General features: G+C 44.4%; 17 protein-coding genes and 2 pseudogenes. 12 read left to right on the top strand and 7 right to left on the bottom strand.

All coding sequences use genetic code 11. The features are described from left to right. The coding region (locus IQO02_RS22075) for an alpha-galactosidase (protein WP_228006015.1) at positions 1-508 on the top strand (508 nt) is incomplete at its 5' end. A gap of 100 nt (positions 509-608) precedes the next feature. Continuing rightward, a complete protein-coding gene (locus IQO02_RS06490; protein ID WP_010436271.1) occupies positions 609-2,303 on the top strand; it encodes a solute:sodium symporter family transporter in 1,695 nt (564 codons plus the stop codon). A gap of 97 nt (positions 2,304-2,400) precedes the next feature. Here IQO02_RS06490 and IQO02_RS06485 read toward each other — a convergent pair whose 3' ends face one another. Together IQO02_RS06485 and IQO02_RS06480 are read right to left on the bottom strand one after the other, a co-directional pair. Beyond that, positions 2,401-3,741: an MATE family efflux transporter gene (locus IQO02_RS06485; protein ID WP_016799533.1), complete on the bottom strand. Its 1,341-nt coding sequence runs from the start codon at positions 3,739-3,741 to the stop codon at positions 2,401-2,403. A gap of 282 nt (positions 3,742-4,023) precedes the next feature. Continuing rightward, positions 4,024-5,106 carry an ABC transporter ATP-binding protein gene (locus tag IQO02_RS06480; RefSeq protein ID WP_016799532.1) on the bottom strand — a complete coding sequence of 361 codons (1,083 nt, stop codon included), beginning with the start codon at positions 5,104-5,106 and terminating at the stop codon, positions 4,024-4,026. A gap of 296 nt (positions 5,107-5,402) precedes the next feature. Here IQO02_RS06480 and IQO02_RS06475 point away from each other — a divergent pair, with 296 nt between their 5' ends. The 4 genes from IQO02_RS06475 (at position 5,403) to IQO02_RS06460 (ending at position 11,875) form a co-directional block, all read left to right on the top strand. Beyond that, the gene (locus tag IQO02_RS06475; protein ID WP_010436277.1) at positions 5,403-6,323 is read left to right on the top strand and encodes a carbohydrate ABC transporter permease; all 921 of its coding nucleotides are present in this window, start codon (positions 5,403-5,405) and stop codon (positions 6,321-6,323) included. Then, positions 6,323-7,174 carry a carbohydrate ABC transporter permease gene (locus IQO02_RS06470; RefSeq protein ID WP_010436280.1) on the top strand — a complete coding sequence of 284 codons (852 nt, stop codon included), beginning with the start codon at positions 6,323-6,325 and terminating at the stop codon, positions 7,172-7,174. Before IQO02_RS06475 ends, IQO02_RS06470 begins: the two co-directional genes overlap by 1 nt. Before the next feature lie 186 nt (positions 7,175-7,360). Further along, positions 7,361-8,587, top strand: a complete 1,227-nt coding sequence (locus IQO02_RS06465; RefSeq protein ID WP_016790426.1) for an ABC transporter substrate-binding protein — start codon at positions 7,361-7,363, stop codon at positions 8,585-8,587. Between the two features lie 171 nt (positions 8,588-8,758). Continuing rightward, entirely contained in the window at positions 8,759-11,875 is a 3,117-nt protein-coding gene (locus IQO02_RS06460) for a beta-galactosidase (protein WP_016799531.1), read from the top strand. 125 nt (positions 11,876-12,000) lie between these two features. Here IQO02_RS06460 and IQO02_RS22435 read toward each other — a convergent pair. After that, positions 12,001-12,156 (bottom strand): annotated as a pseudogene (locus tag IQO02_RS22435) (amino acid permease); the annotation flags it as partial. Positions 12,157-12,570: 414 nt separating this feature from the next. Then, positions 12,571-13,554, bottom strand: coding sequence for a transcriptional regulator EbgR (ebgR, locus tag IQO02_RS06455; RefSeq protein ID WP_010436289.1), 984 nt, complete (start codon positions 13,552-13,554; stop codon positions 12,571-12,573). A gap of 393 nt (positions 13,555-13,947) precedes the next feature. Here ebgR and galE point away from each other — a divergent pair, with 393 nt between their 5' ends. The 4 genes from galE to galM all read left to right on the top strand — a co-directional run bounded on the left by galE (position 13,948) and on the right by galM (position 18,813). Then, a complete protein-coding gene (gene galE / locus IQO02_RS06450) occupies positions 13,948-14,958 on the top strand; it encodes a UDP-glucose 4-epimerase GalE (RefSeq protein WP_016787773.1) in 1,011 nt (336 codons plus the stop codon). Between the two features lie 248 nt (positions 14,959-15,206). Continuing rightward, entirely contained in the window at positions 15,207-16,262 is a 1,056-nt protein-coding gene (locus IQO02_RS06445; protein ID WP_016787772.1) for a UDP-glucose--hexose-1-phosphate uridylyltransferase, read from the top strand. A 189-nt stretch (positions 16,263-16,451) separates the two neighbouring features. Beyond that, positions 16,452-17,612 (top strand): galactokinase, encoded by a 1,161-nt coding sequence (galK, locus tag IQO02_RS06440; RefSeq protein ID WP_016799529.1) that lies wholly within the window; start codon positions 16,452-16,454, stop codon positions 17,610-17,612. A 121-nt stretch (positions 17,613-17,733) separates the two neighbouring features. Then, the gene (gene galM / locus IQO02_RS06435; RefSeq protein ID WP_010436301.1) at positions 17,734-18,813 is read left to right on the top strand and encodes a galactose-1-epimerase; all 1,080 of its coding nucleotides are present in this window, start codon (positions 17,734-17,736) and stop codon (positions 18,811-18,813) included. A gap of 133 nt (positions 18,814-18,946) precedes the next feature. On the opposite strand, the gene IQO02_RS06430 is transcribed toward galM, so the two are convergent. Beyond that, positions 18,947-19,945, bottom strand: a complete 999-nt coding sequence (locus IQO02_RS06430; protein WP_010436305.1) for a substrate-binding domain-containing protein — start codon at positions 19,943-19,945, stop codon at positions 18,947-18,949. A gap of 198 nt (positions 19,946-20,143) precedes the next feature. Between IQO02_RS06430 and IQO02_RS06425 the strand changes: the two are divergent. After that, positions 20,144-20,465: pseudogene (locus IQO02_RS06425) on the top strand (tRNA-binding protein). Positions 20,466-20,545: 80 nt separating this feature from the next. On the opposite strand, the gene IQO02_RS06420 reads toward IQO02_RS06425, so the two are convergent. Then, complete coding sequence (locus IQO02_RS06420; protein ID WP_010436312.1) at positions 20,546-21,100, bottom strand: gamma-glutamylcyclotransferase family protein; 555 nt, start codon at positions 21,098-21,100, stop codon at positions 20,546-20,548. Between the two features lie 305 nt (positions 21,101-21,405). Here IQO02_RS06420 and IQO02_RS06415 point away from each other — a divergent pair, with 305 nt between their 5' ends. Then, complete coding sequence (locus IQO02_RS06415) at positions 21,406-22,590, top strand: NnrS family protein (RefSeq protein WP_016799528.1); 1,185 nt, start codon at positions 21,406-21,408, stop codon at positions 22,588-22,590. Positions 22,591-22,667: 77 nt separating this feature from the next. On the opposite strand, the gene IQO02_RS06410 is transcribed toward IQO02_RS06415, so the two are convergent. Continuing rightward, positions 22,668-23,678 carry an adenosine deaminase gene (locus tag IQO02_RS06410; RefSeq protein ID WP_016799527.1) on the bottom strand — a complete coding sequence of 337 codons (1,011 nt, stop codon included), beginning with the start codon at positions 23,676-23,678 and terminating at the stop codon, positions 22,668-22,670. Between the last annotated feature and the right edge of the window lie 3 nt (positions 23,679-23,681).

Here is a 23,681-nt window from a genome sequence, read left to right as displayed (position 1 = left end):
CGGCCCAGCAGAATGCCACTCAACCAACCGTCGTCACAGCATCAATATGCGTGGTGTAACGGCACTCATGGGGCATATGGGGGTTGAGCTTGACCCTGTTAAAGAATCACCGGAAGAGAAACAAGCATTCTCACATTACATTTCACTGCATAAGCAATTTCGTCATGTTTTGCATTCAGGCCGCAGTTTCCGAATGGATCCTTCGGACAAAAATCAGAACATTTATGGCGTTGAAAATGACGATGAAATGCTGATTACCGTGTGCCAATTAGCGATGCCTGAATATGCTCTGCCTTCTCCACTTCGTATTAGCTGTGTGGAAGACAACGCGATGTATCAAGTGAAGTTAGTGGACATGCCAAAAACCAGTTTCCAGTTGATGAAACAACGCCCTCAATGGCTCGACAAAACGTTAACCCTGAGTGGCGATAACCTCAAGGAGATTGGATTGACCTTACCGATTCTAGACCCAGAGTCAGCCTTGATTGTTCATCTGAAAAAGATATGAAGCGCTAACTCTGAGTCCCCTACAAATAAAATTCTAAATATAAAAATATAATCGGCAGCGAGGAATTGCTGCCGCAATAACTAAACTTAAGGAAAACAAAATGTCTATTACAGTTCTGCTGTCATTCTTGTTATTTACTGGTTTTGTTGTCGCGTTTACCTACAACAAAGTTAAAAATGACAAGAACACCTCACAAGACGGTTTCTTTCTCGGTGGAAGAAGCTTAACCGGTGGTTTGATTGCCAGCTCCCTAATTTTAACCAATTTGAGCGCGACTAGCTTTGTTGGCATGAGCGCACAAGCCTATACCCACAACATGAGTGTCATGGGTTGGGAAGTAGCGTCTGGTGTCACCTTAGTGATCATCGCTCTGATGTTAGTACCGCGTTACCTCAAGCAAGGGATCACGACGATTCCAGACTTCTTAGAGAGTCGTTACGACATGTCGGTGAAGAAGTTTGTGACGTTACTTTTCTTGTGCCAGTACGTCATCAATATCTTGCCAACCACACTTTATGCCGGTGCCGTTGTTCTCGGTGAGATCTTTGATGTTCAAGCTCTGCTTAATATTTCAGAATTCAGCTCGATAGCCTTAATTTCAGCGACGATCGGTCTACTTGGTTTCTTTTACGCGATTTATGGTGGACTCAAAGCGGTTGTGATTGCCGATACTATTAATGGTGTTGGTCTTATTATTGGCGGCTTGATGATCCCTGTTTTTGGCTTGATGGCTCTAGGTGATGGCAGTTTTGGGGCTGGCTTAGATACGCTGTTGTACGCTGCGCCAGAGAAACTGCAATCGGTCGGTACTGAGACCGATCCACTGCCGTTCTCAACCTTGTTTACCGGTCTTCTACTTGTGAACCTTTACTACTGGGGGACGGATCAATCAATCATCCAGCGTGCATTGGGTGCTAAGAACTTAAAAGAAGGTCAGAAAGGGGTAATCCTTGCTGGTGCAATTAAGGTTATCTCTCCGCTGTTCCTAATCATTCCAGGCATTATTGCATTCCACATGTTTGGCGCAGATGCTGGTAATCCAGACACCATGTACACGCGCTTGGTAAACGAAGTATTGCCTAAACCATTAGTCGGTTTCTTCGTTGCGGTGATGTTTGGCGCCATCCTAAGTACGTTTAATGGTGTGCTTAACAGTTCGACCACTCTCTTTGCATTGAATGTCTACAAGCCTTTGTTTGGCCAAGGCAAAACGGATGAAGAGTTGGTGGGTAAAGGCCGTATCTTCGGCGTTGTGATCGCGATTATCTCGGTATGTATCGCACCATTCATCATGTACGCACCAGAAGGTTTGTTCCAATACCTACAAATGGTAGCGGGCTTCTTCAGTGTGCCAATTTTCACTATCGTGTTTGTGGGTTACATCTCTAAACGTGTGCCAGCTCTAGCGGCTAAAGTGGCATTGGTGGTATTTGTAAGTTCATACGCTGCGATGCAGTTAGTGTTCAAAACACCTATTCACTTCTTACACCAATTGGCGATTCTGTTTGTTGTATGTACGGCGCTGATGTTCATTATTGGTTACTTTATGCCACGTGAAGATGATTATGTGATGCCTGTAAATGAAAACATTGATGTTACGCCTTGGGCGTTCCGTTTCGAAGCTTCGGCTATCATTCTCTACATGGTATTAGGTGCGTACGTGATGTTCTCTGATGTTGGTTTTGTCTCGGATGATCCAACCATCATGCAAGTCTACGGTGTGTGCGGCATTGTGATGCTGTTTGGTATTGCAGCACGCTTAGCAAAGCGTAAGAAAGCACTTGCGACCGCGTAGGTGAGTTCGATTCATTAAAAACGAAAACGCCGCTCCTTGAAAATAGGAGCGGCGTTTGTCTATCTGATGAAGATAAATGTAACGCTAAACTCATGTTCTAGAATGAGAATCGAATCCATTTCTTTGCTCGCCAACGATACGCCATGATGATTCCTCGGAACCATTCGTCCATCGCGATAGCCATCCAGGCACCAAATACACCGTAGCCCCAGTGCACACCAAGCAAATAGCTCATTGCAACCCCAATGCCCCACATGCTCAATACTCCCATCTTTACAGGGAACTTAATGTCGCCTGTCGCTTTTAGACATGAGATGAAGATCAGGTTAAAAACACGGCCAGCTTCTAACAAGATTGACCCGGCAATAAGTAATGCAGCAAGGGCGATGATTTCAGGATCTTGAGTGAATAGATCTAGGATCTCAAAACGGAAAATATAGACCATACAAGTTATGCTAGTTGAGGCGATGAAGCCAACCACAAAGTAGCGTTGTACCCGGCTCGTAATTTCATCTATCCAGCCCTTTCCAATGTAGTAGCCTGTTTGAATTTGGCTCCCTTGGCCGATAGCTAAAGCAAACGCAAAAGAGAGACGTGCGATGTTTTGTGCATAGGTGAACGCCGCCAATGACGAGGTTCCCATCTGCACTATGAAGAAGGTAATTGTGATTTGCGCCATGTTGTAAGACAGTACCTCACCCGCATTCATTGAGCCGATCTTAATGATTTTTTGATAGATAGCTTTAGGTACGGATTTGAACTGCTTAAGAGGTAAGTCTATTCCTTTATTTCTTACAGCACCGATTAAGATCAATAGGCCAATCATTTGGCTAATGACCGTTGATGCAGCAACGCCTTGTACACCGTACACTGGTAGGCCAAAAGGTTGGTACAACACGCAATAGTTACCCAGTACGTTAATAACACCTGCTATTAAGTTGATGATCATCGGTGACTTAGAGTAGCCATGACTGCGCAGAATCGTCGTTAGCACAACGCCAATCGTCACGTTAAAGGTGAGAGCACCGCTGATAAATAGGTACTCTTGAGCGTATTGTTCCACTTGAGCTTCAAGTTGATAAAGAGGGATAAAATACTCAGCGCCAAGAATGGCGATAATGCTCAGTAACAGGCCTGTAATGATGGCTAATACAATACTCGCCACACCCACATGAGCGCTCTCTTCGTCGCGAGAAGCACCGTTGTATTGCGCGATTAATATGCCAGTTCCACTACTGACCATGGTCGAGACGATGATCAGGAAAAAAGATATCTGAGAGATAACACCAACGGCAGACACGGCTTTGTCTGAGTATCCAGATAGCATGAAGACATCACTGGTGTTGAGGGCTGTTCTTAAAAGAACTTCGATAAAAATTGGCCAGGTGAGCGCAACGATTCCCATGCGTTTATTTAGGGTGGAATCAGCAGTAGGCATTTAGGTTTTCTCAAAAGGGGGTAGGCGACACTATAGTTTAGCGATTATTTAGTAAACGACTATCAAATTAATGTCCGGATAGCTATTAAGGGTAGATAAAGTTCGAATAAGCTTTAAGAGGACAACATTTAAGTGTGAGTTATGAAACTTTTGAGAGATGTTTCATAAGGTAAAGAGGAATAAAGTAGAAGCGTTTAACGACTAAAAAGTGGCACAAGAAATGAGTTTGAAACGAAGCGGTAAAGCGAGCAACATCTAGCTAGCTTTACCGTTTTTAAACACTTAATTAATTCTCTGACCTTCAGCATCAAACAGATGACAATCTTTTGATGAGAAATTTAAATTGAGAGACTGATAGCGAGTGACCTCTTGATCCCCAGGCAGATGAACTTTAAAGCTGTCTACACCACAAGATTGACCAAACATATAAGTGCTGTTGCCTAGCCTTTCTACGACCTCACTCTGGAACTCAATGGTGATATCCGACTCGCCATTAATCTCCAAATGTTCAGGTCGAATGCCGAGAGTGAGCTTTTGTCCTTCAGAAAGGCCATCACTTGGTAGTGGTAGAGTAATTTTACTCGAGCCATTTACGGTCAGTTGGGCATGAGTCTCAGAGATGTTATTGACCAAACAAGGTAAGAAGTTCATTTTCGGGGAGCCAATAAAGCCGGCCACAAACTCATTTTGAGGAGAGTGATACAGTTCGAGTGGCGAACCAACTTGTTCAACTCGGCCATCTCTAAGTACGACTATTTTGTCGGCAAGCGTCATGGCTTCCACTTGATCGTGCGTTACATAGATCATGGTATTTTGCAGATCTTGATGTAATTTGGCGATTTGTAAGCGCATATCGACACGGAGTTCTGCATCTAGGTTAGACAAAGGTTCGTCGAATAAGAACACTCTCGGGTTACGAACAATTGCTCGACCAATAGCAACACGTTGACGTTGTCCACCTGACAATTCTTTAGGTTTACGTTTCAATAAAGGTTCCAACTGAAGCGTTTTGGCTGCGCCCGTGACCTGTTTCTCGACGACTTCCTTGGCGACCCCGTTCATTTTCAGGCCAAAGCCCATGTTTTCTTCAACAGTCATGTGCGGATAAAGGGCATAAGACTGAAATACCATTGCGACACCACGTTCGGCAGGATCGACATCGTTTACAAGATCATCACCGATATGGATCTCACCTTCAGTAATCTCTTCCAAGCCAGCAACTAAGCGTAAGAGGGTTGATTTACCACAACCAGACGGACCAACGAATACGACGAACTCGCCATTATTTATTTCTAGATCAACACCATGGATCGTTTGAACATCACCATATCGTTTGATGACCTGTTTTAAGCTGATATCAGCCATGCTCTCTCCTTGCTTCGTTGGACTACATCACTTTGCCTTTAAAACATACGCTTTCATCAGAAATTTGTTAGATGCCTCGCATGATTTATTGATCCGAGTCATATAAATTTAACGATCTGTAGTGTTTTTTGTGGAAACGTTTACAAAAATAAAACATAACTGTGCGTAATGTTATCAATAAGCCTAATATTTGAACGTAATCATTATAAATGCTGAGTTGCTAGATGAAATTTAGAAATCTAGGTGGAAATTGACCAAATAGTAAATGAAGCTTTGAAGACAAGGAATTTCGGGAAATGGAGCAATCTGTGAAAACGATATACCCACAAAATCGCACCCCGTCAGCGAAGAAGAAAAGACGCATAAGCTCTAAGGTGTCGCCTTGGCTGTTCTTAGCCCCGGCTATCGCTATCTTCTCTCTCTACGTTATCTATCCAATCTTGGACAGTATTTGGCTTAGCTTCTTTGAATGGGATGGGCTAGGTGAAAAAGAGTGGGTAGGGCTGGAAAACTATCGTGAACTGTTTGATTCCGAGGCTTTCTACACTTCTCTAACGAATAACTTCCTTTGGTTGATCTTCTTTATGCTTGCGCCACCTTGTGGCTTGGCGATTGCCCTTTTTCTAAACCAACAAGTGAGAGGTATTCGTGTCGTCAAATCCCTATTTTTCTTCCCGTTTGTTATTTCTCAAGTGGTGGTCGGCCTTGTATTTGCTTGGTTCTATGACCCGTCATTTGGTCTTTTTAACATTGCATTAGGTGCGTTTGGTATTGAACCTATTTCGATTCTCGCCGATGAAGATTATGTGACTTATGGAATTATTGCCGCTGGTTTATGGCCACAAATCTCCTACTGCATGATCTTGTATTTAACGGGTTTGAATAACCTAGATCCAGAACAGCTAGAAGCCGCTCGCCTTGATGGGGCGAAGAAGTGGCGGATGTTGTGGTATGTGGTATTGCCGCAATTAAGACCGGCGACATTTATTGCTGTTGTGGTGACGGTGATTGGTGCCCTGCGTTCTTTCGATTTAGTGGCAACCATGACGGCGGGTGGACCTTGGGGAAGCTCGACGGTACTGGCGTATCAAATGTATGAAGAGTCGATCTTTAACTATCGAATGGGTTACGGAGCCGCGGTTTCCGTGGTGCTGTTTCTGATCATGGATGTCTATATCGCTTACTTCTTGTGGCGCATGTTAAGGAGTGAAAAATAATGTTCCCGCAACCAATTCAAAAAGCCGGTCGCTTTACTAATATCAGTTACCGAGTCGCGCTACCTATCTCGATAGTGATGTGGTTACTGCCACTTATTGCTGTGATGATGACATCGATTCGCTCGATGGATGATATCAATAAGGGTAACTACTGGGGGTGGCCGAACGAGATTCAGTTCATTGAGAACTACACCCAAGTTTTTACCTCGACCTCGATGGGGCAGTACTTAATCAATAGTTTGATTATTACATTGCCAGCGGTCGCAGGGGCTGTCGCTCTTTCGACTTTGGCTGGGTACGCCTTGGCGAAATACAACTTCAAAGCCAATGTTTGGATCTTTGCGATGTTTATCGCGGGCAACTTTGTTCCGTTCCAAATTTTGATGATTCCAGTGCGTGATTTAACCATTGGATTGGGTTTATACGATACTCATTGGGCGCTGATTTTCTTCCATATCGCTTTCCAAGCCGGTTTTTGCACTTTGTTCATGCGTAACTTTATTGTTGGTATTCCCGATGCTTTGATTGAAGCAGCACGAGTTGAAGGAGTCAGTGAGTGGAAAATATTTTGGCACGTGGTACTGCCTCTGGTTCGCCCTGCATTAGCGGCGTTAGCAGTCTTGGTGTTTACCTTTATTTGGAATGACTTTTTCTGGGCGTTGGTATTGGTTCAGAGCGACGAAGTCCGCCCTGTGACTGCTGGTCTTAGTTCACTGCAAGGCCAATGGTTAGCATCTTGGCAATTTATGTCTGCTGGTGCGGTAGTGGCAGCCATTCCACCAGTGGTTCTGTTTTTTACTATGCAGAAACACTTTATTGCAGGCCTAACATTGGGAGCAACGAAAGGATAAAACGTTCTTCTAGAATGGTGAAAGGAGACTTAAACAGAATCAAGTAAGGTGGCTCGACGTTAGCCGCCTTAACTGAATAGATCCAACTTGGATTCACTATAAGAGTAAAAAAGGCACGAAAACCCTACAAGACAAAACTATAAGAATTGGACTTAGAGAGCTTAGCTCCATAACAAGGACCTCAATATGAAATACGTGAAACATATCGCTGCCACAGCAGTGCTTGCCGCCTCCGTTTCTACAACCGCGTTTGCAGGAACCTTAGTCATCAACTCTGATGCTTCCGATCCAGCGCCGAAAGAAGCGTGGGGTGAGATCATCAATCGCTTTGAAAAAGAAAACCCCGACATTACGGTGAAGTACAATTTGTACGATCACGAGTCGTACAAAACAACGATTCGTAATTGGTTGGTCACTTCGCCGCCTGATGTGGTTTTCTGGTATGCGGGTAACCGAATGAAAGCCTTTGTTGACCGTGGTCTGTTCGAAGATGTGAGCGATATTTGGACAGACAACAACATGAAGCAAGACTTTGCGGCTGCCGCTCCTGCGATGACAGTACAAGGCAAGCAATATGGTGTGCCATATACGTATTACCAATGGGGTATTTATTATCGTAAAGACATCTTTGAACAATATGGTATCGGTGAGCCTAAAACTTGGGATGACTTGAAATCCGCATCAGCAACGCTCAAAGAAAATGGGGTAGCACCGTTTGCGATTGGTACTAAGTATCTTTGGACTGCGGCAGGTTGGTTTGATTACATCAACATGCGTACCAACGGCTTGGATTTCCACATTCAGTTAATGGAAGGCAAGGTGCCTTATTCTGACGAGCGAGTGAAGAAAACATTCGCTAACTGGGCAGAGCTTGTTGAACCTGGTTACTACTTAGAAAATCACGCCTCTTATTCTTGGCAAGAAGCTCAGCCATTCTTGTATAACGGCAAAGCGGCGATGTACCTAATGGGTAACTTCATTACGCCAAACTTCCCTGCTGAATTAGATGGCAAGATGGACTTCTTCCAATTCCCGGTGATCGACCCAAGTGTTCCTATGTCTGAAGATGCGCCAATGGATACGTTACATATCCCTTCAAAAGCGAAGAACAAAGAAGACGCGCGTAAGTTCCTAGAGTTTGTAGCTCGTGCGGAAAATCAGCAGCTAATCAATGAGATGTTGCTGCAAATCCCAACCAACAACAAAGCCAAAGCGAAATCTGATCCCTTCCTGGACAAAGGCGTTGCGATGCTCTCTTCTACCGAAGGTACGGCTCAGTTTTATGACCGTGATACCGATCCTGCGATGGCCAAAGAGGGCATGAAAGGCTTCCAAGAGTTTATGGTTCACCCAGACCGAATCGAAAAAATCTTGAAGAAACTCGATAAGGTGAGCAAGCGTACCTTTAAGTAATACGTTATCTGCCGCAGCGACTCTTGCTGCGGCTCTTTTCCTTTTCAGTTTGTCATTGTCAGTGTTATTTGATTAGTGTTCCTCGTTTTGAGCACTAGAGGCACCCATTACAACCTGCCTAGTACTACTTGCAATGATTCACTATATTCGGTTTATCGTAAGGAACACTTAATGAGAACTTTCTCTCAGATCATCTCTGCCCGCGAATGGGAAAACCAACACATCACTCATCATAACGTTGTTGAGGCTCATGCTCCTTTGAATGGTTACACCTCGTTGGCAGAGGCTGTGGGGAAGAACTCGTCACGCACCTTGTCTCTCAATGGGGTTTGGAAGTTTCAGCTGTTCGATTCGCCGGAGTTGGTCTGCGAAGAGTTTGTCTCTGAACATTTTGATGATTCCTCATGGAAGTCGATCGCGGTGCCAAGCAACTGGCAGATGCAAGGCTTTGATAAACCGATCTATACCAATGTGAAATATCCTTTCGCTGATAACCCTCCCTTCGTCCCTAGCGATAATCCGACAGGACTCTACCGCACGCATTTTAACTGCACGGAACCGGAGCTATTAGATACCCATAGGCTGACCTTTGATGGCGTGAATTCTGCATTTCATTTGTGGTGCAACGGCAAGTGGGTTGGCTATTCGCAAGACAGTCGATTACCGGCTGAATTTGACGTGTCTGAATACTTACAAGCAGGCGAGAACACGCTAGCTGTCATGGTGCTGCGTTGGTCTGATGGTTCCTATCTTGAAGACCAAGATATGTGGTGGCTCAGCGGCATCTTCCGTGATGTGACTTTATTGAGAAAGCCCAAGGTCGCAATCGAGGATGTTGGTATTGAGACTCAGCTAGATGCTTGCTATCGCGATGCGGTTTTAAATATTTCTACGCAAATAACCAAGCACAGCAATGATGTAGAAGGCTTCGATAAGCTGAAAGCTGAACTTTATGATGCTCAAGGACAGTTGGTTTGTGAACCTCAAATCGTGGGCTTTGGTGAGCGAGTTGTGGATGAGAAAGGGCCTTGGTCTGAAGTCGCAGAGCACTGCCTTTCGGTCGTGAATCCGAACAAGTGGAGTGCCGAGTCACCCTACTTATATCGTTGTGTGGTGTCATTGCTCAATAAACATGATGAGCTTGTCGATTGTGAGGCTTACGATGTCGGATTTCGATGTGTTGAAATTACCGATAGTTTGCTCAAAGTTAACGGTAAGTCGTTGCTGATTCGTGGTGTGAATCGCCATGAACACCACCCTGAATTGGGTCACACCATGACGCGTGAAGGGATGATTCAAGACATCAAACTGCTCAAACAAAATAACTTCAATGCCGTTAGAACCGCTCATTATCCTAATCACCCATTATGGTATGAACTGTGTGATGAGTATGGCCTGTATCTGGTAGATGAAGCGAATGTGGAAACCCATGGTCAGTTTCCGATGTGTCGACTGTCTAATGATTCGTCGTGGTTGAATGCGTACATGAGACGAATGACAAGGCTAGTGGAGCGCGATAAAAACCACGCCAGCGTGATCATTTGGTCGTTGGGTAATGAGTCGGGGATTGGTCGTAATCACCATGCGATGTATCAATGGGTGAAGCAAGCTGATCCAACACGTCCCGTTCAGTATGAAGGTGGCGGTGCTGATACAGCAGCGACCGATATTTTATGTCCTATGTATGCGCGGGTTGATTGGGATTTACCTGTGGTTGAGAGTCAACCTGAAGTGACACCTCGCGTGGGTATTCGCAAAGCGATCGCTCTACCAAACGAGCACCGTCCTCTTATTCTCTGTGAGTACGCCCATGCAATGGGGAACAGTCTGGGTAGCTTTGATAAATACTGGCAGGCGTTTAGAGACAACCCAAGATTACAGGGCGGATTTATCTGGGATTGGGTCGATCAAGGGATCACCAAAACCGATTCGAGCGGCACACAATATTGGGGCTATGGTGGTGATTTCGGCGACGAGATTAATGATCGCCAGTTCTGCATTAATGGTTTGGTATTCCCAGACAGAACGGTACATCCAACGCTGCATGAAGTGAAAAAGGCGCAACAGTTTTATCAGTTCAAGCTGGTGTCTGCATCACCACTGGTGATTGAAGTACACAGCGAACACCTATTTGTGACCAGCAGGGTTGAAACGTTGAATTGGACGGTTACCCAGAATGGTGTGGTCACGTGCGATGGTTGTATCGAATTGATGGTTGATGCGGGCGAGAGTGTCCAGATAGAACTTAATGGTGTGACTATTCCTCATACGGCCAACGCGCTAAATTACCTCAATCTAGAAGTGGTATTAAACACCAATACTGCATGGGCGAATAAAGGTCATGTGACGGCGATTGAACAGCTTACCTTACCCACTCAGCCGCAATTGATGTTGGATGCCAACCTCTCTCAATTTCCACCAAAAGTGACTGAAACCGACGCGCTGCTGACGGTGATTGGAGATGCTTATCAAGTAGAGTTCGACAGATTATCTGGGACATTAGAGAGCTGGAAAGTCAAAGGGGTGGAACAACTTGCTAGTGGCCTTCGAGATAACTTTTATCGTGCACCATTAGACAACGATATCGGTGTCAGTGAAGCAAACCGAGTCGATCCTAATTCATGGATAGCCCGCTGGCAGGCGATGAAGTTAGACAAGCTCACTCCAGAATGCATCGAATTTTCATGTTCTACTCAGCAAAACTCGGTGTCAGTGACTGCAAGAATTGCCCACTTAGTTGAGGGGCAAGTACGTTTGCTCTCTACGTGGCAATATCAACTGTTTGCTGATGGTGAAGTGAACATTGAAGTGCATGTTCAAGCGGCGAAAGGTTTGCCTTCTCTGCCACGAGTCGGTTTTGAGTTTGCTTTGAACCATGTGCCTGATGGTGTGGAATGGTTTGGTCGTGGGCCACACGAAAACTACCCAGACCGAAAAATGTCAGCCCATATGGGGCGATATCAGCAGAGCATTGAACGAATGCATACCCCGTATATTTTTCCTTCTGATTGTGGCTTGCGTTGTGATGTTCGTGACGCAAAAATGGGAGCATTTGAATTGCAAGGAGACTTCCATTTCTCAGTCAGTCGTTTTGGGTTACAGCAGTTACAGAAGGCAAAGCATACTTGTGACTTAACAGAACAAGAACAGCTGTTTGTTTATGTGGATGGCTTCCATATGGGCGTCGGTGGCGATGACTCATGGACGCCCAGTGTCCATGATGAGTTCAAATTATTGAAAGAGCATTACCATTATCAGGTGCGCTTCCATTGTGGTGACATAGGCTAACGTACAGTGAATAGAGTAAAAGGATCATGGTAGGCTAAATAGTCTAAGATCTTGTTATTTAGTCATAAAAAAGGTACTCACCAAATGGGAGTACCTTAAGTATTCAATCAGAATGTAGGGTAAAACTAAGCGTTCACCGGTTCAGGTTTTGCTTCTAGTTTGTTCTCTTCTGGAGATAAGCTTTTCTCGTATTGACCGTACCTCTACCATGCGTAGCCAAGGAAGATCAAGATACCGCCCGCGTTGTAGAAGGTTACGTTCATGATGGCTGTGCCAGTGGGTTGTCTTATGGTACGAAAGGCACATCAATTGGTAATAGGAAACCTTCATCTGCGTATTTAAGATCGCTGTGGCCTTCCATTGGCCATGCAATAGTTGAAAGTAGCTGAACCGTTCTCTCTGAAACGTTTTTGCATTTTTTTCTTATGCATAATAGGTTCTTAGTGAATACGAGTACTTTTGGTTTGATATAATTATTAGTAAATTATTTACTGAATTATTGGAAGGTTTTATTTTAACTTAATCACGTTTTTATGGTCTTTTTGCGGTGCTGTGTGATCCACTTAAAAGAATGCTATTGGTTGATTTATGCAGCAGGTTAAAGAGGAGGATATGTGTCGATTGATATATGTGATGAGCAAAAAAAGGCCACCTTAAATAAAGGTGGCTTTGGTTTATTTATTTGATATTTATAACTATTTTGTTGTGTCACGCAGCTTAATTTTGCTTGGTACATAGACGCGTAATGGGATGGTTCGGCCGTCGCGCGCTTTCTCTATCAGAAGGTTAACAGCTTGAATTCCCATCAGTTCAGAATGGATACGAACCGTTGATAAAGATGGGAAAGTAAACTTAGCGGTTGGGATGTCATTTACACTGATCAGCGCAATATCTTCAGGAATGCGCAATCCGTGTTCATGTATCGCTCGTAAAACGCCAATAGCGATGGAATCTGATGCAATAAACATGGCTTTAGGGTAGTCGTCAGTCGCGAGCATCTGTTTTGCAAGCTTGTAACCTGATGAGCTAGAGAAGTCACCACGGTAGATGTCTTGCTCACTGACAACGTTCTTAAGGCTACCGTATTCAGCAAAGGCTACTTCGCGAATATCAGGAGTGTTGACGTTATCTTGTCCGCCAATAAAACCAATGCGTTGATAGCCTTGGTTGATAAAGAAGTTGGTGATCTCTTTGCTGATCAAAGCCAGGTCGATATCGACAGAGTCATAAGGTTCAGAGTGATCAGTGAAATCGACATAACAGATATTATCGCTTAGCTTTTTGGCTTGTTCGATAACCTCCGGTGTCATTCTTCCTACTAACAAAACACCTGTGATTGGCGTTGAGTTAATCTGTATTTTGCTCTCATAACAGTTGGTTAGCTTAACTTCCATCTTTTTACATTGGGTTTCAATCCCATGGCGGATCGATAGGTAGTAAGGGTCGTTAACTTCAACTTCTTGCTTGTAGTTATACAGTGCTAGAAAGTGATGGTTTTGTTTTTTACTGCTAACGGTTTTTCGTGAACTGCTGGTTTTGTATTCCAACTTCTCTGCAATTTCAAAGATACGCCTTTTGGTCTCTTCCTTGACGCTTAATGTTGGATCTTCATTGAGAACCCTTGAAACTGTAGCCAATGATACATTCGCTTCAGTCGCGATATCTTTTAACGTTGCCATACTCACTTCCTGTTATTGGAACATTGCGCTGCTTTGAAATTGGTATTTAGTAAAAAAGCAATGCACCTCTTTATTCTACAGACCTATTGTAATCAAACTGGACGTCATTGCATTAACTTTTAGTAAAATAAATGCTCAACTCATCTGTGATGTCTCAAATCTAACTATCTATAATTATCTTATTAAAATTCAATGAATTAGAGGTTAATAGCTATACATTTCCTCTATGTCATGAACAGTACCAATGATGAAAGTTAGTGTAAACGTTTACACTTCGTGGTTTTGATCACAGAATTATAGTCAAAATGGCTGCTACTATTTCTGACATACGGTGCTACTGAGCTGAATGTCAGTTCGAGTTAGCCCACGAATGACGACAAAGAGAGGTTGATTGTGAAAGTACTGGTTACGGGCGGCATGGGTTACATCGGAAGTCATACATGCATTCAAATGATACAGGCAGGTATGGATCCGATCATTGTTGATAACCTTTGCAACAGCAAAGAGCTAGTGCTGGAACGAATCGAGTCGTTAACTGGCAAGCGACCAACGTTTTATCTTGGCGACATTCGTGACCAACCTTTTCTAGATAGCGTGTTTTCAGAAAACGATATCCAAGCCGTGATTCACTTTGCTGGCCTGAAAGCGGTAGGGGAGTCGGTGGCTAAGCCTTTGGAGTACTACGATAACAACGTCAATGGTTCACTGGTGTTAGCTCGAAGCATGAAGAAAGCGGGCGTGAAAAGCATCGTATTTAGTTCTTCGGCTACCGTTTACGGCGACCCGGAAGTAGTGCCGATTACTGAAACTTCACCGACTGGCGCGACAACTAACCCTTATGGTCGCAGCAAATATATGGTGGAAGAGTGCTTGAGTGATCTGTTCAACGCTGAAAACGACTGGAGCGTGACGTTACTGCGCTACTTTAACCCTGTTGGTGCACATACATCAGGCACCATGGGTGAAGACCCACAAGGTATCCCAAATAATCTGATGCCGTTTATTGCTCAAGTAGCCGTTGGTCGCCGTGAAAAATTGGCTGTTTTTGGAAACGATTACCCAACAGTCGATGGCACAGGCGTTCGTGACTATATTCATGTAATGGATTTAGCGGATGGCCATGTCGCAGCGCTAAAAGTGGTGGGCGAGAAAGCGGGCTTACACATTTACAACCTAGGTACGGGCAAAGGCTCAAGTGTACTCGAGATGGTTGAAGCCTTCGCACAAGCATCGGGCAAGCTAGTTCCTTATGAACTATGCCCACGCCGCGCAGGTGATATTGCCGAATGTTGGGCAAGTACTGAAAAAGCAGAGCGAGAGCTTGGCTGGAAGGCGACGCGCAGCGTGATGGAAATGACGGCGGATACGTGGAATTGGCAGTCGAATAACCCGAATGGCTACTAGCCTTAGCCTGTGTGATTGAAGCTGCCTAGCTGCAACTCCAATTTCATTGGGGAATGCAAAGGTAATAGATGAGAAAAGAGAGATTCCAGATAACTCGTCCCTCTATTCTGGAATGACGAATTTTAAAACTACGATTTCTGAACGTCATTCCCTACAGCGAGGAACGAGCGTGATAGGGAATCTCCTTGTAGAAGAATTATTCATCTTGGTGAATTGACCAAGACACAAAATTTGAGAGCAACCTAAACATGTCAAAAGTTGAATTTAACCCAGTAGACCACCCACATCGTCGTTATAACCCATTAACGGGTCAGTGGATCTTAGTATCACCGCACCGAGCAAAGCGTCCGTGGAGCGGCCAAGATGAAAAGCCATCGACTGCGCAACTTCCAGCGTATGAGAAAGAGTGTTTCTTGTGCCCGACCAATACGCGTATCTCGGGTGACGAAAACCCAGATTATGATGGTACTTACGTATTCAGTAACGATTTCGCGGCGTTGATGCCTGATTCACCTGACGCTCCAGAGTCTGAAAACCCTCTATTCAAGACTCAAGGTGTTCGCGGGTTGAGCCGCGTTATCTGTTTCTCTCCGGACCACAGCAAAACGCTGCCAGAGTTACCAGTTAATAAAATCCGTGGTGTGATTGATACCTGGAACGAGCAGATTGAAGAGCTAGGTAAAGATTACCTATGGGTTCAAGCTTTCGAAAACAAAGGCGAGACCATGGGTTGTTCTCAGCCTCACCCACACGGTCAAATTTGGGCGAACAGCTTTCTGCCAAACGAGATTGAACGTAAAGAAAAGCTACTGAAAGAGTACTTCGAGCAACAAGGTTCGAACCTGTTAGTCGATTACGTTGAAGCTGAAATGAAAGACGGCTCACGTACTGTGGTTGAAACTGAACATTGGATTGCCGTAGTGCCTTACTGGGCAGCGTGGCCATTTGAAACTATGTTGCTACCAAAAACACACATTCGCCGTATGAGTGAACTGACTGACGAACAACGTAATGATTTAGCGCTTGCGATTAAGAAGCTGACCAGTCGTTACGATAACTTGTTCCAATGTTCATTCCCTTACTCAATGGGCTGGCACTATGCACCGTTCTTCGAAGAAGGTACGGACATCGATCACTGGCAACTGCATGCGTTGTTCTACCCGCCACTGTTACGCAGTGCTTCGGTTCGTAAGTTCATGGTGGGCTACGAAATGTTGGCGGAATCTCAGCGTGATTTAACCGCAGAACAAGCCGCGCAACGTCTTCGTGATTTGAGTGACGTTCACTACAAAGAGCAGGAATAGCCTACTTCGTAGATAACGAGCGAGATTCCTGATATCTCGTCCGTCGATCCTGGAATGACAGTTTCATTGAAACGTTTAGCGTCAATCCCGAGAGTGAGGAACGAAGAAGTCGGGAATCTAAAAGAATTAAAGTGGTGTCGTAAAGGGGCCATAACCAATTGATTAAAGAGTTAAGCAGAGAGTTTACTTATGTCTGATCTGATCCAAAACGTGAAAGCATCTTTTGAGCAAGTCCTTGGTTACCAAGCGACTCACATAATTCAAGCTCCAGGTCGTGTGAACCTGATTGGTGAGCATACCGACTACAACGATGGTTTTGTTCTACCGTGTGCCATTAACTACCAAACGGTAGTCGCAGCGGCTAAGCGTGACGACAACATCGTGCGTGTAGTATCAGTAGACTACGGTAATGCAGTAGATGAGTTCGATTTAACTCAAGAGATTACATTCCAACAAGACAAAATGTGGGCTAACTACATTCGTGGTGTGGTGAAGTGCCTAATGGGGCGTGGCTTTGAATTTACAGGTGCCGACATCTCTGTAACCGGCAACGTGCCCCAAGGTGCGGGTTTAAGTTCTTCTGCGGCTCTGGAAGTGGTCATCGGTCAGACATTCAAGGTGCTTTACAACCTAGAGATTAGTCAAGCGGAAGTCGCTCTGAATGGTCAGCAAGCCGAAAACGAATTCGTTGGTTGTAACTGCGGCATCATGGACCAAATGATCTCTGCAGAAGGTCGTGCAAACCACGCGATGCTGTTGGACTGTCGTAGCCTAGAAACAACGGCTGTCTCTATGCCAGAAGATATGTCTGTGGTTATCATTAACTCAAACAAAAAACGCGGCTTAGTCGACAGCGAATACAACACGCGTCGTGAGCAATGTGAAGAAGCGGCGCGCATCTTTGGTGTTCCGGCACTGCGTGATGTGACCATTGAACAATTCAAAGCGAAAGAGTCTGAGTTAGATGAAATGGTCGCGAAACGTGCTCGTCACGTGATTACTGAAAATGACCGTACCGTTGAAGCGGCTCAAGCTTTACGTACTCATGATATGAAGCGTATGGGCGAGTTGATGGCAGAATCTCATGCTTCAATGCGAGACGATTTTGAAATCACAGTGAAAGAGATCGACACGTTGGTTGATATGGTTAAAGAAGTGATCGGTGAGCAAGGTGGTGTACGTATGACTGGCGGCGGTTTTGGCGGTTGTATCGTGGCATTGGTTCCACCTGCATTGGTTGATGAAATTAAAACAGCCGTTGAACAGAAATATCAAGTGGCGACGGGGCTAAAAGAATCTATTTATGTGTGCCAAGCTAAAGACGGAGCGGGTCTTGTTGAAGTAATCTAGCTGTTTAGATACTTAATGCTCAAAAGCGAAGGTCTACCGAGTAAAAAGATCATGGTAGGCTAAATAGTAAATCCTTTACCTAATGTAGAGGTTTTTTGCTGGCACTAGAAAGGAATTTAGAATGACCTCAGAGCAGAATTTGCATCAATCCATGACACAAACGGCAGCCTATGATGGTCAACCTGCTCAGTTAGTTACTTTGTCCAACAAGCATGGCATGCAAGTCACCTTCATGGATATTGGTGCAACGTGGTTGAGTTGTATCCTGCCAGTCAAAGGAAACAAACGTGAAGTTTTGTTAGGTGTAAACTCAATGGAGAACTTCGAGAAACAAGCCAGTTATATGGGCACAACGGTTGGTCGTTATGCTAACCGCATTGCCAATGGTCGTTTCAAAATTGACGGCCAGAACTACAAGTTGGAAACCAACCAAGCGGGCAATACCTTGCATGGTGGTCCTGATGGTTTTGATAAACGTCGTTGGAATATTACCGAGCAAACAGAAACGTCAGTGGTGTTTACTCTAGAGTCTACTGATGGAGACCAAGGGTTTCCGGGGAATTTGAATGTATCGGTGCGTTATGACATAACCGAAGATAATCGAGTTTCCATTAACTACTCTGCAACCGCTGATAAGCCAACCGTGGTTAACCTAACGAATCACGCATACTTTAATCTACTAGGGGCGAATAACGGTCACGATTGTCTGTCTCATATTGTTAGTATCAATGCTTCACAATATTTACCAACTAACGCTGTTGGTATCCCATTAGGCAATTTAAAGGCGGTGAAATCGACTAGCTTTGACTTCAGTCAGCCTATGATGATCTCTGAACGTTTGCTTGGGGATGAACAACAAAAAGCGGCCAAAGGTTATGATCACTCTTTTCTTTTAGCGGATGGCTGTAAGCGCGATAAATGCGCAGCTACAGTGACGTCGCCTGATGCACTTGTCACCTTGAAAGTCTTTTCTACTAAGCCAGCTATACAGCTGTATACCGGAAATTGGTTGGGTGGAACACCCAATCGAAACGGTGGCACTTATGAAGACTATGCAGGTATTGCATTGGAAACCCAGTTCTTACCAGACTCACCTAACCACCCAGAGTGGAAGCAAGAAAGTTGTATTCTTAGGCCTGAACAGGAATACCACTATCGAACTTGTTACCAGTTTGAATTTTCGGGGGATTATTCAAACTAGTCCATTCTAGCTCAAAACGGTTTATGCTAATTGGCTCCAACAAAGGGATTATTGTTGGGAAGAGTATGGTGAGAAAGCCCTAACAGAACTGCTTCTGTTAGGGCTTTTTTTTGTTTGATGAGTTGACTAAAATTTAGATTTTCTCTACCGAATTTCGGCGCACTAAAGTAGGAGAGAACATCATAGGCTCGGAAGAGGTACCTCGACCTTTAGCTAGCACAAGCGCTAGGCGAGTGGCTTTCTCTGCCATCATCTGAATAGGGTAGCGAATCGTAGTTAGCTTAGGGTGTACATAACGCGCAATTAAGCCGTCATCAAAACCAACAATCGATACTTTATCTGGTGCTTGAATACCGTTTTCATCAAGTACAGATAACGCACCAGCCGCCATGTAATCGTTGTAAGCCACAAGGCCTGTAATCGGGAGAGATTTGGTCAATAGGTTGGTCATTGCGTACTCGCCACCGTCACTGGTTGGAGCGGCGTATTCAATGTAGCTTTCAGACAGCGCGATTTTGTAATCAGAGAGTGCAGCTAGATAGCCTTGCACTCGTTCATCGGCATCTTCAATGCTGTGTGATGAAGCGATACATGCGATGTTCTTGTGACCATGACGAATCAAATATTCTGTAGCAAGGTAAGCGCCTTTCTTATTGTCTAAGAAAATACAACGCTCGGCGATTTCGGCAATATAACGGTTGATCAACACTAAGCCTTTTACTTCTTTTGCGTAGGCGATGAGTTCTTCATCCGTTAATCCCTTGGAATGGATCACCAAGGCATCACAGCGACTATTGATCAGCAACTCAATGGCTTGTCTCTCTTCTTCACGATCGTGAGAACCATTGCCGACAAGGATATGTTTACCGTTTTCGCGTGCGACATTATCAACAGCCTTAACTAAGGTGCCAAAAAAGGGATCGGAGATATCACCCACTAACACACCAACCGTGTTCGTGCTTTGGCTTACAAGCGCACGAGCATTGGCATTCGGACGATAGCCGAGTTTTGTCATGGCTTTAGTTACAGACTCAATTGAATTTGCACTTGCCTTCGGAGACTTGTTTACGACTCGAGATACGGTTGCAACTGAAACACCAGCTTCCTTTGCTACATCTTTAATTGTTGCCATCTTTTACCTCTATTCATTGCTGTATCTATTTAACACCGACAATGAAGGTAAGGCAATGAAACTCTCATTTTACTTCCATTAATGCGATCTTTACCGCTTGTAACTATTAGGCTTAATGCTAGTGTAAACATTTACATTTTACTTAATTTTAGTAAATATTTTTAATGAGTGGAAACCAATCAATATAGGAAGTGAGAAATGGATACTGTCTCTTATGGTGACTTTGCTAAGTTAGAAATGCGTGTGGGTAAGATCATTGAGGTTGTGCGTCATGAAAACGCAGACAAGCTTTACATTGTGCAAGTAGAAGACGCTACAAACGGTAACCAGCCTTGTCCCTTACTACACCGAAGAAGAGTTAATGTGCAAACTAGTGGTTGTATTGTGTAACTTAGCGAAAGCGAAGATGAGAGGCCACACCTCTGAGTGCATGTTGTTATGTGCAGAAACGGAAGGTGAATCTGAAAGTGTACTGCTGACACCAGAACGTGTGATGCCAACGGGTATTCGTGTCGTTTAAGCTCGCTTTAGGTTGGTGAGTCAATGTGTTCACCAACCTAAATTAGCTAGCTTTGTCGAGCAATTAGCTATGTATATTAACTAGCCGCGTACGGTCAGTATCAAGCCATCAATTACACTATGGTGATGATCGGAAACTCCTGCAAGGTTGCCGTATTTAGGCTGGTGGCGATCATTTTCTAATGGGTGATGCCAACCTTGTGTGTGTTTAACAAAGTGCGCCGCAAAGCTTTCAGACACCTCTAAACATCCTGCTAATACCGTATCGACATAGGTTTGAACGATAGGACTGTTCTCGCAAGGCGCTTCAATTTCGTTTTTGATGTATACCCAAATCGATTGATCCTGCTTGAACTCAGTGTTGCTCTCTATCTGATCGGCTTTGAGTTCGATTCGGTGATAACCGCGTTCACGGCGATCAAAATCAGCCAGTGTAATATCATCAACCTCAAGCAATACTCCATTCACTTGACCATCTCCTGGATTGACTATGAGGGGGGACAACACGTAACTGTCATCAATTTTACTCCAATGGCGCACTAAGCCATGCACAATTGCAGGAATGGCCTGTCCAGTTTGACCTGTTAGTTGACGTGAAGAGGAGTTGATTAAGCTACCGTAACCGAAAATATACATCGCGTTCCCTGTCTGTTCTTTTGAATTTGAGACTAGTCTTACTATATGTTCCAAGTAACTAAATGTCAGTAGTTATTATTTTTAACACTTCCGTGTCTAATTGACATGTATTGGTGTGTTTAATTGACTCTTTTCTTTGTGTTTTTTACGCGTTTATGATTGTTTTTATTGGGTTTATACCTTTGGCGCGTTTCGTGCATTACTTAAATAAAAATAACAGTAATGATGACTGCATCATGAATTTGGCTATTTATGCCAATTCCATATAAGCCATTCTTGGCCGTTATCTGAAATGAGGAACGAGTTTGTTAAATATCACAGATAAAAGTGTAGAAGACGCAATTCCAGCCTATCTGCGTTTAGGCTTCCGACCTTTCTTCTTTTTGGGCAGTCTCTATGCCGTTATCGCTATCGTGGCTTGGGTTGTCATGTTCCAAAATGGTCAGCCGGAGATTTTAAAAGTCCCTGCGCTTTGGTGGCACGTACATGAAATGTTGTTTGGCTTTGCTATGGCGATTGTTGTCGGCTTTGTTTTAACGGCGGTGCAAACGTGGACGGGAGTCAATGGCACTAAGCATTATCGATTGGCTGCCTTAGTGGGATTATGGCTTGCACCTCGCCTTCTATTTTGGACTCCTGCACCTTTGTGGCTGATCTCATCGGTTGAGGCGCTGTTTATGATCTTTGCCGCTTACGAAATTGGTTTCCGAGTTGTGAAGTCAAAAGGCTGGAAGAACTTGTTCTTTGTTCCGTTGTTTATACTGGCTATCGTGGCGAATTTTGCTAGCTATGCAACCATTAAGGGCATGCCTCCATTTCCATCGTCTGCAGTATGGCACGCGATGTTGTGGTGGTTTACGTTGTTATTGTCTGTAATGGGTGGACGAGTGATTCCATTCTTTACGGCGCGTCGTTTTGATTTTGAAAAAGCACAACCACTGGTTTGGTTGGAATGGCTAGCGAATCTACCTTTGGTTGGTTTATTTGTGTTGAGCTTCTTCCCATTAACTTTTGCTCAAATTGGCAATCAATTGATGGTATTTGCGGGAGCAGCTCAATTGGTACGCTTCATTCGCTGGAAACCGTGGACGACATTATCTGAACCTTTGGTGTGGTCACTGCATGCGGCTTACTTATGTATTCCCTTGAGTTTGTTGCTGAGAGGTTTGTTGGACAACCCGTTCGCAAGCCATAACATGCTGCACCTGTTTGCTATTGGCGGTCTGAGTGGATTAATTCTAGCGATGATTACGCGTGTGACGATGGGGCATACTGGTCGTGCTATCTATAAAGGGAAGAGTATGGCTTTGGCGTTCTCTGCTATTTTTATCGCAGCACTCGTTCGCAGTTTAGGCGTGACTTTCTTCCCTGCCTACTTGTTTGAAATTGTGAACATCAGCGCAGGTTTGTGGACGTTAGCGTTTGGTCTATTTATCTGGAAGTTTGGCATGATGCTGTTAACCCCAAGAGTGGATGGTCACCCAGGCTAAGCGTATTGATTTTCGAACTCATTTTGAAAGGGAAACATTGAGCTTCCCTTTTTTTGATCGCAGCATAGGTCCATTTTTTAGTGAATATTTTCAGCAAGATATTGGCGCACTTGTGCAATGAGAGCTTCTTTGGCGTGAGGTGAGATGAAACTGGCTTCGATGGCGTTAATACTGAACTGTGCTAATTCGTTTTTCGTCACCATGTGAGCATTGGCGACGGCGAGGAAGTTATCATTCATATACCCGCCGAAGTAAGCGGGATCATCGGAATTGATGGTGACGCATAGCTCTCTTCTCAGCAACTCGACGATGTTGTGCTCTTGCATGGTGTCGAAGACTTTGAGCTTGGTATTCGATAGTGGGCAGACCGTCAGCGGTGTGCGTTTAGCGATTAGCTGTTCCATCAAGTTTTCATCTTCAACACAGCGAACGCCATGATCAATTCGGATAATGCTTAACAAGCTCAGTGCGTCGATAATATTTTGTGCTGGGCCTTCTTCTCCGGCGTGTGCGACGGTCAGGAAGCCTTGGTTGATAGCTTCTTGGAATACATGTTTAAATTTCTCTGGCGGGTTGCCCTGTTCTGATGAATCTAGCCCAACGGCAATGATCTTATCTTTATAGGGAAGTGCTTGTTTGAGCGTTTCAAAAGCGCTGTCTTCATCAAGGTGACGCAGAAAGCACATGATCAGTTGGCTGCTGATGCCAAGTTCTTGCTCTGCTTGATTCAAAGCTCGAGTGATCCCACCGACTATGACTTCAAAGGCAATACCGCGTTCAGTGTGAGTCTGAGGGTCGAAGAATATTTCGGTATGAACCACATTATCTTGCTGGCACTTCAGTAGATAAGCCCATGTCAGGTCGTAGAAGTCTTGTTCATGAATGAGTACGTTAGCGCCTTGGTAATAGATATCGAGAAAGGACTGAAGATTGTGAAATTGGTACGCGTCTCGCACTTGGCCTGGGTTTTCAAAAGGAATCGACACGTTATTACGCTTAGCGAGCTCGAACATCAACTCTGGTTCCAATGTGCCTTCTATGTGTAAGTGCAGCTCAACCTTCGGTAAATTTTTGATAAAGCTATCCATAGC

Source organism: Vibrio sp. OPT24 (assembly GCF_015163545.1).
In the GTDB taxonomy this organism is placed as follows: domain Bacteria; phylum Pseudomonadota; class Gammaproteobacteria; order Enterobacterales; family Vibrionaceae; genus Vibrio; species Vibrio cyclitrophicus.
The sequence above is the reverse complement of the archived record's forward strand: the minus strand, read 5'-3'. Positions and strand labels throughout refer to the sequence as shown.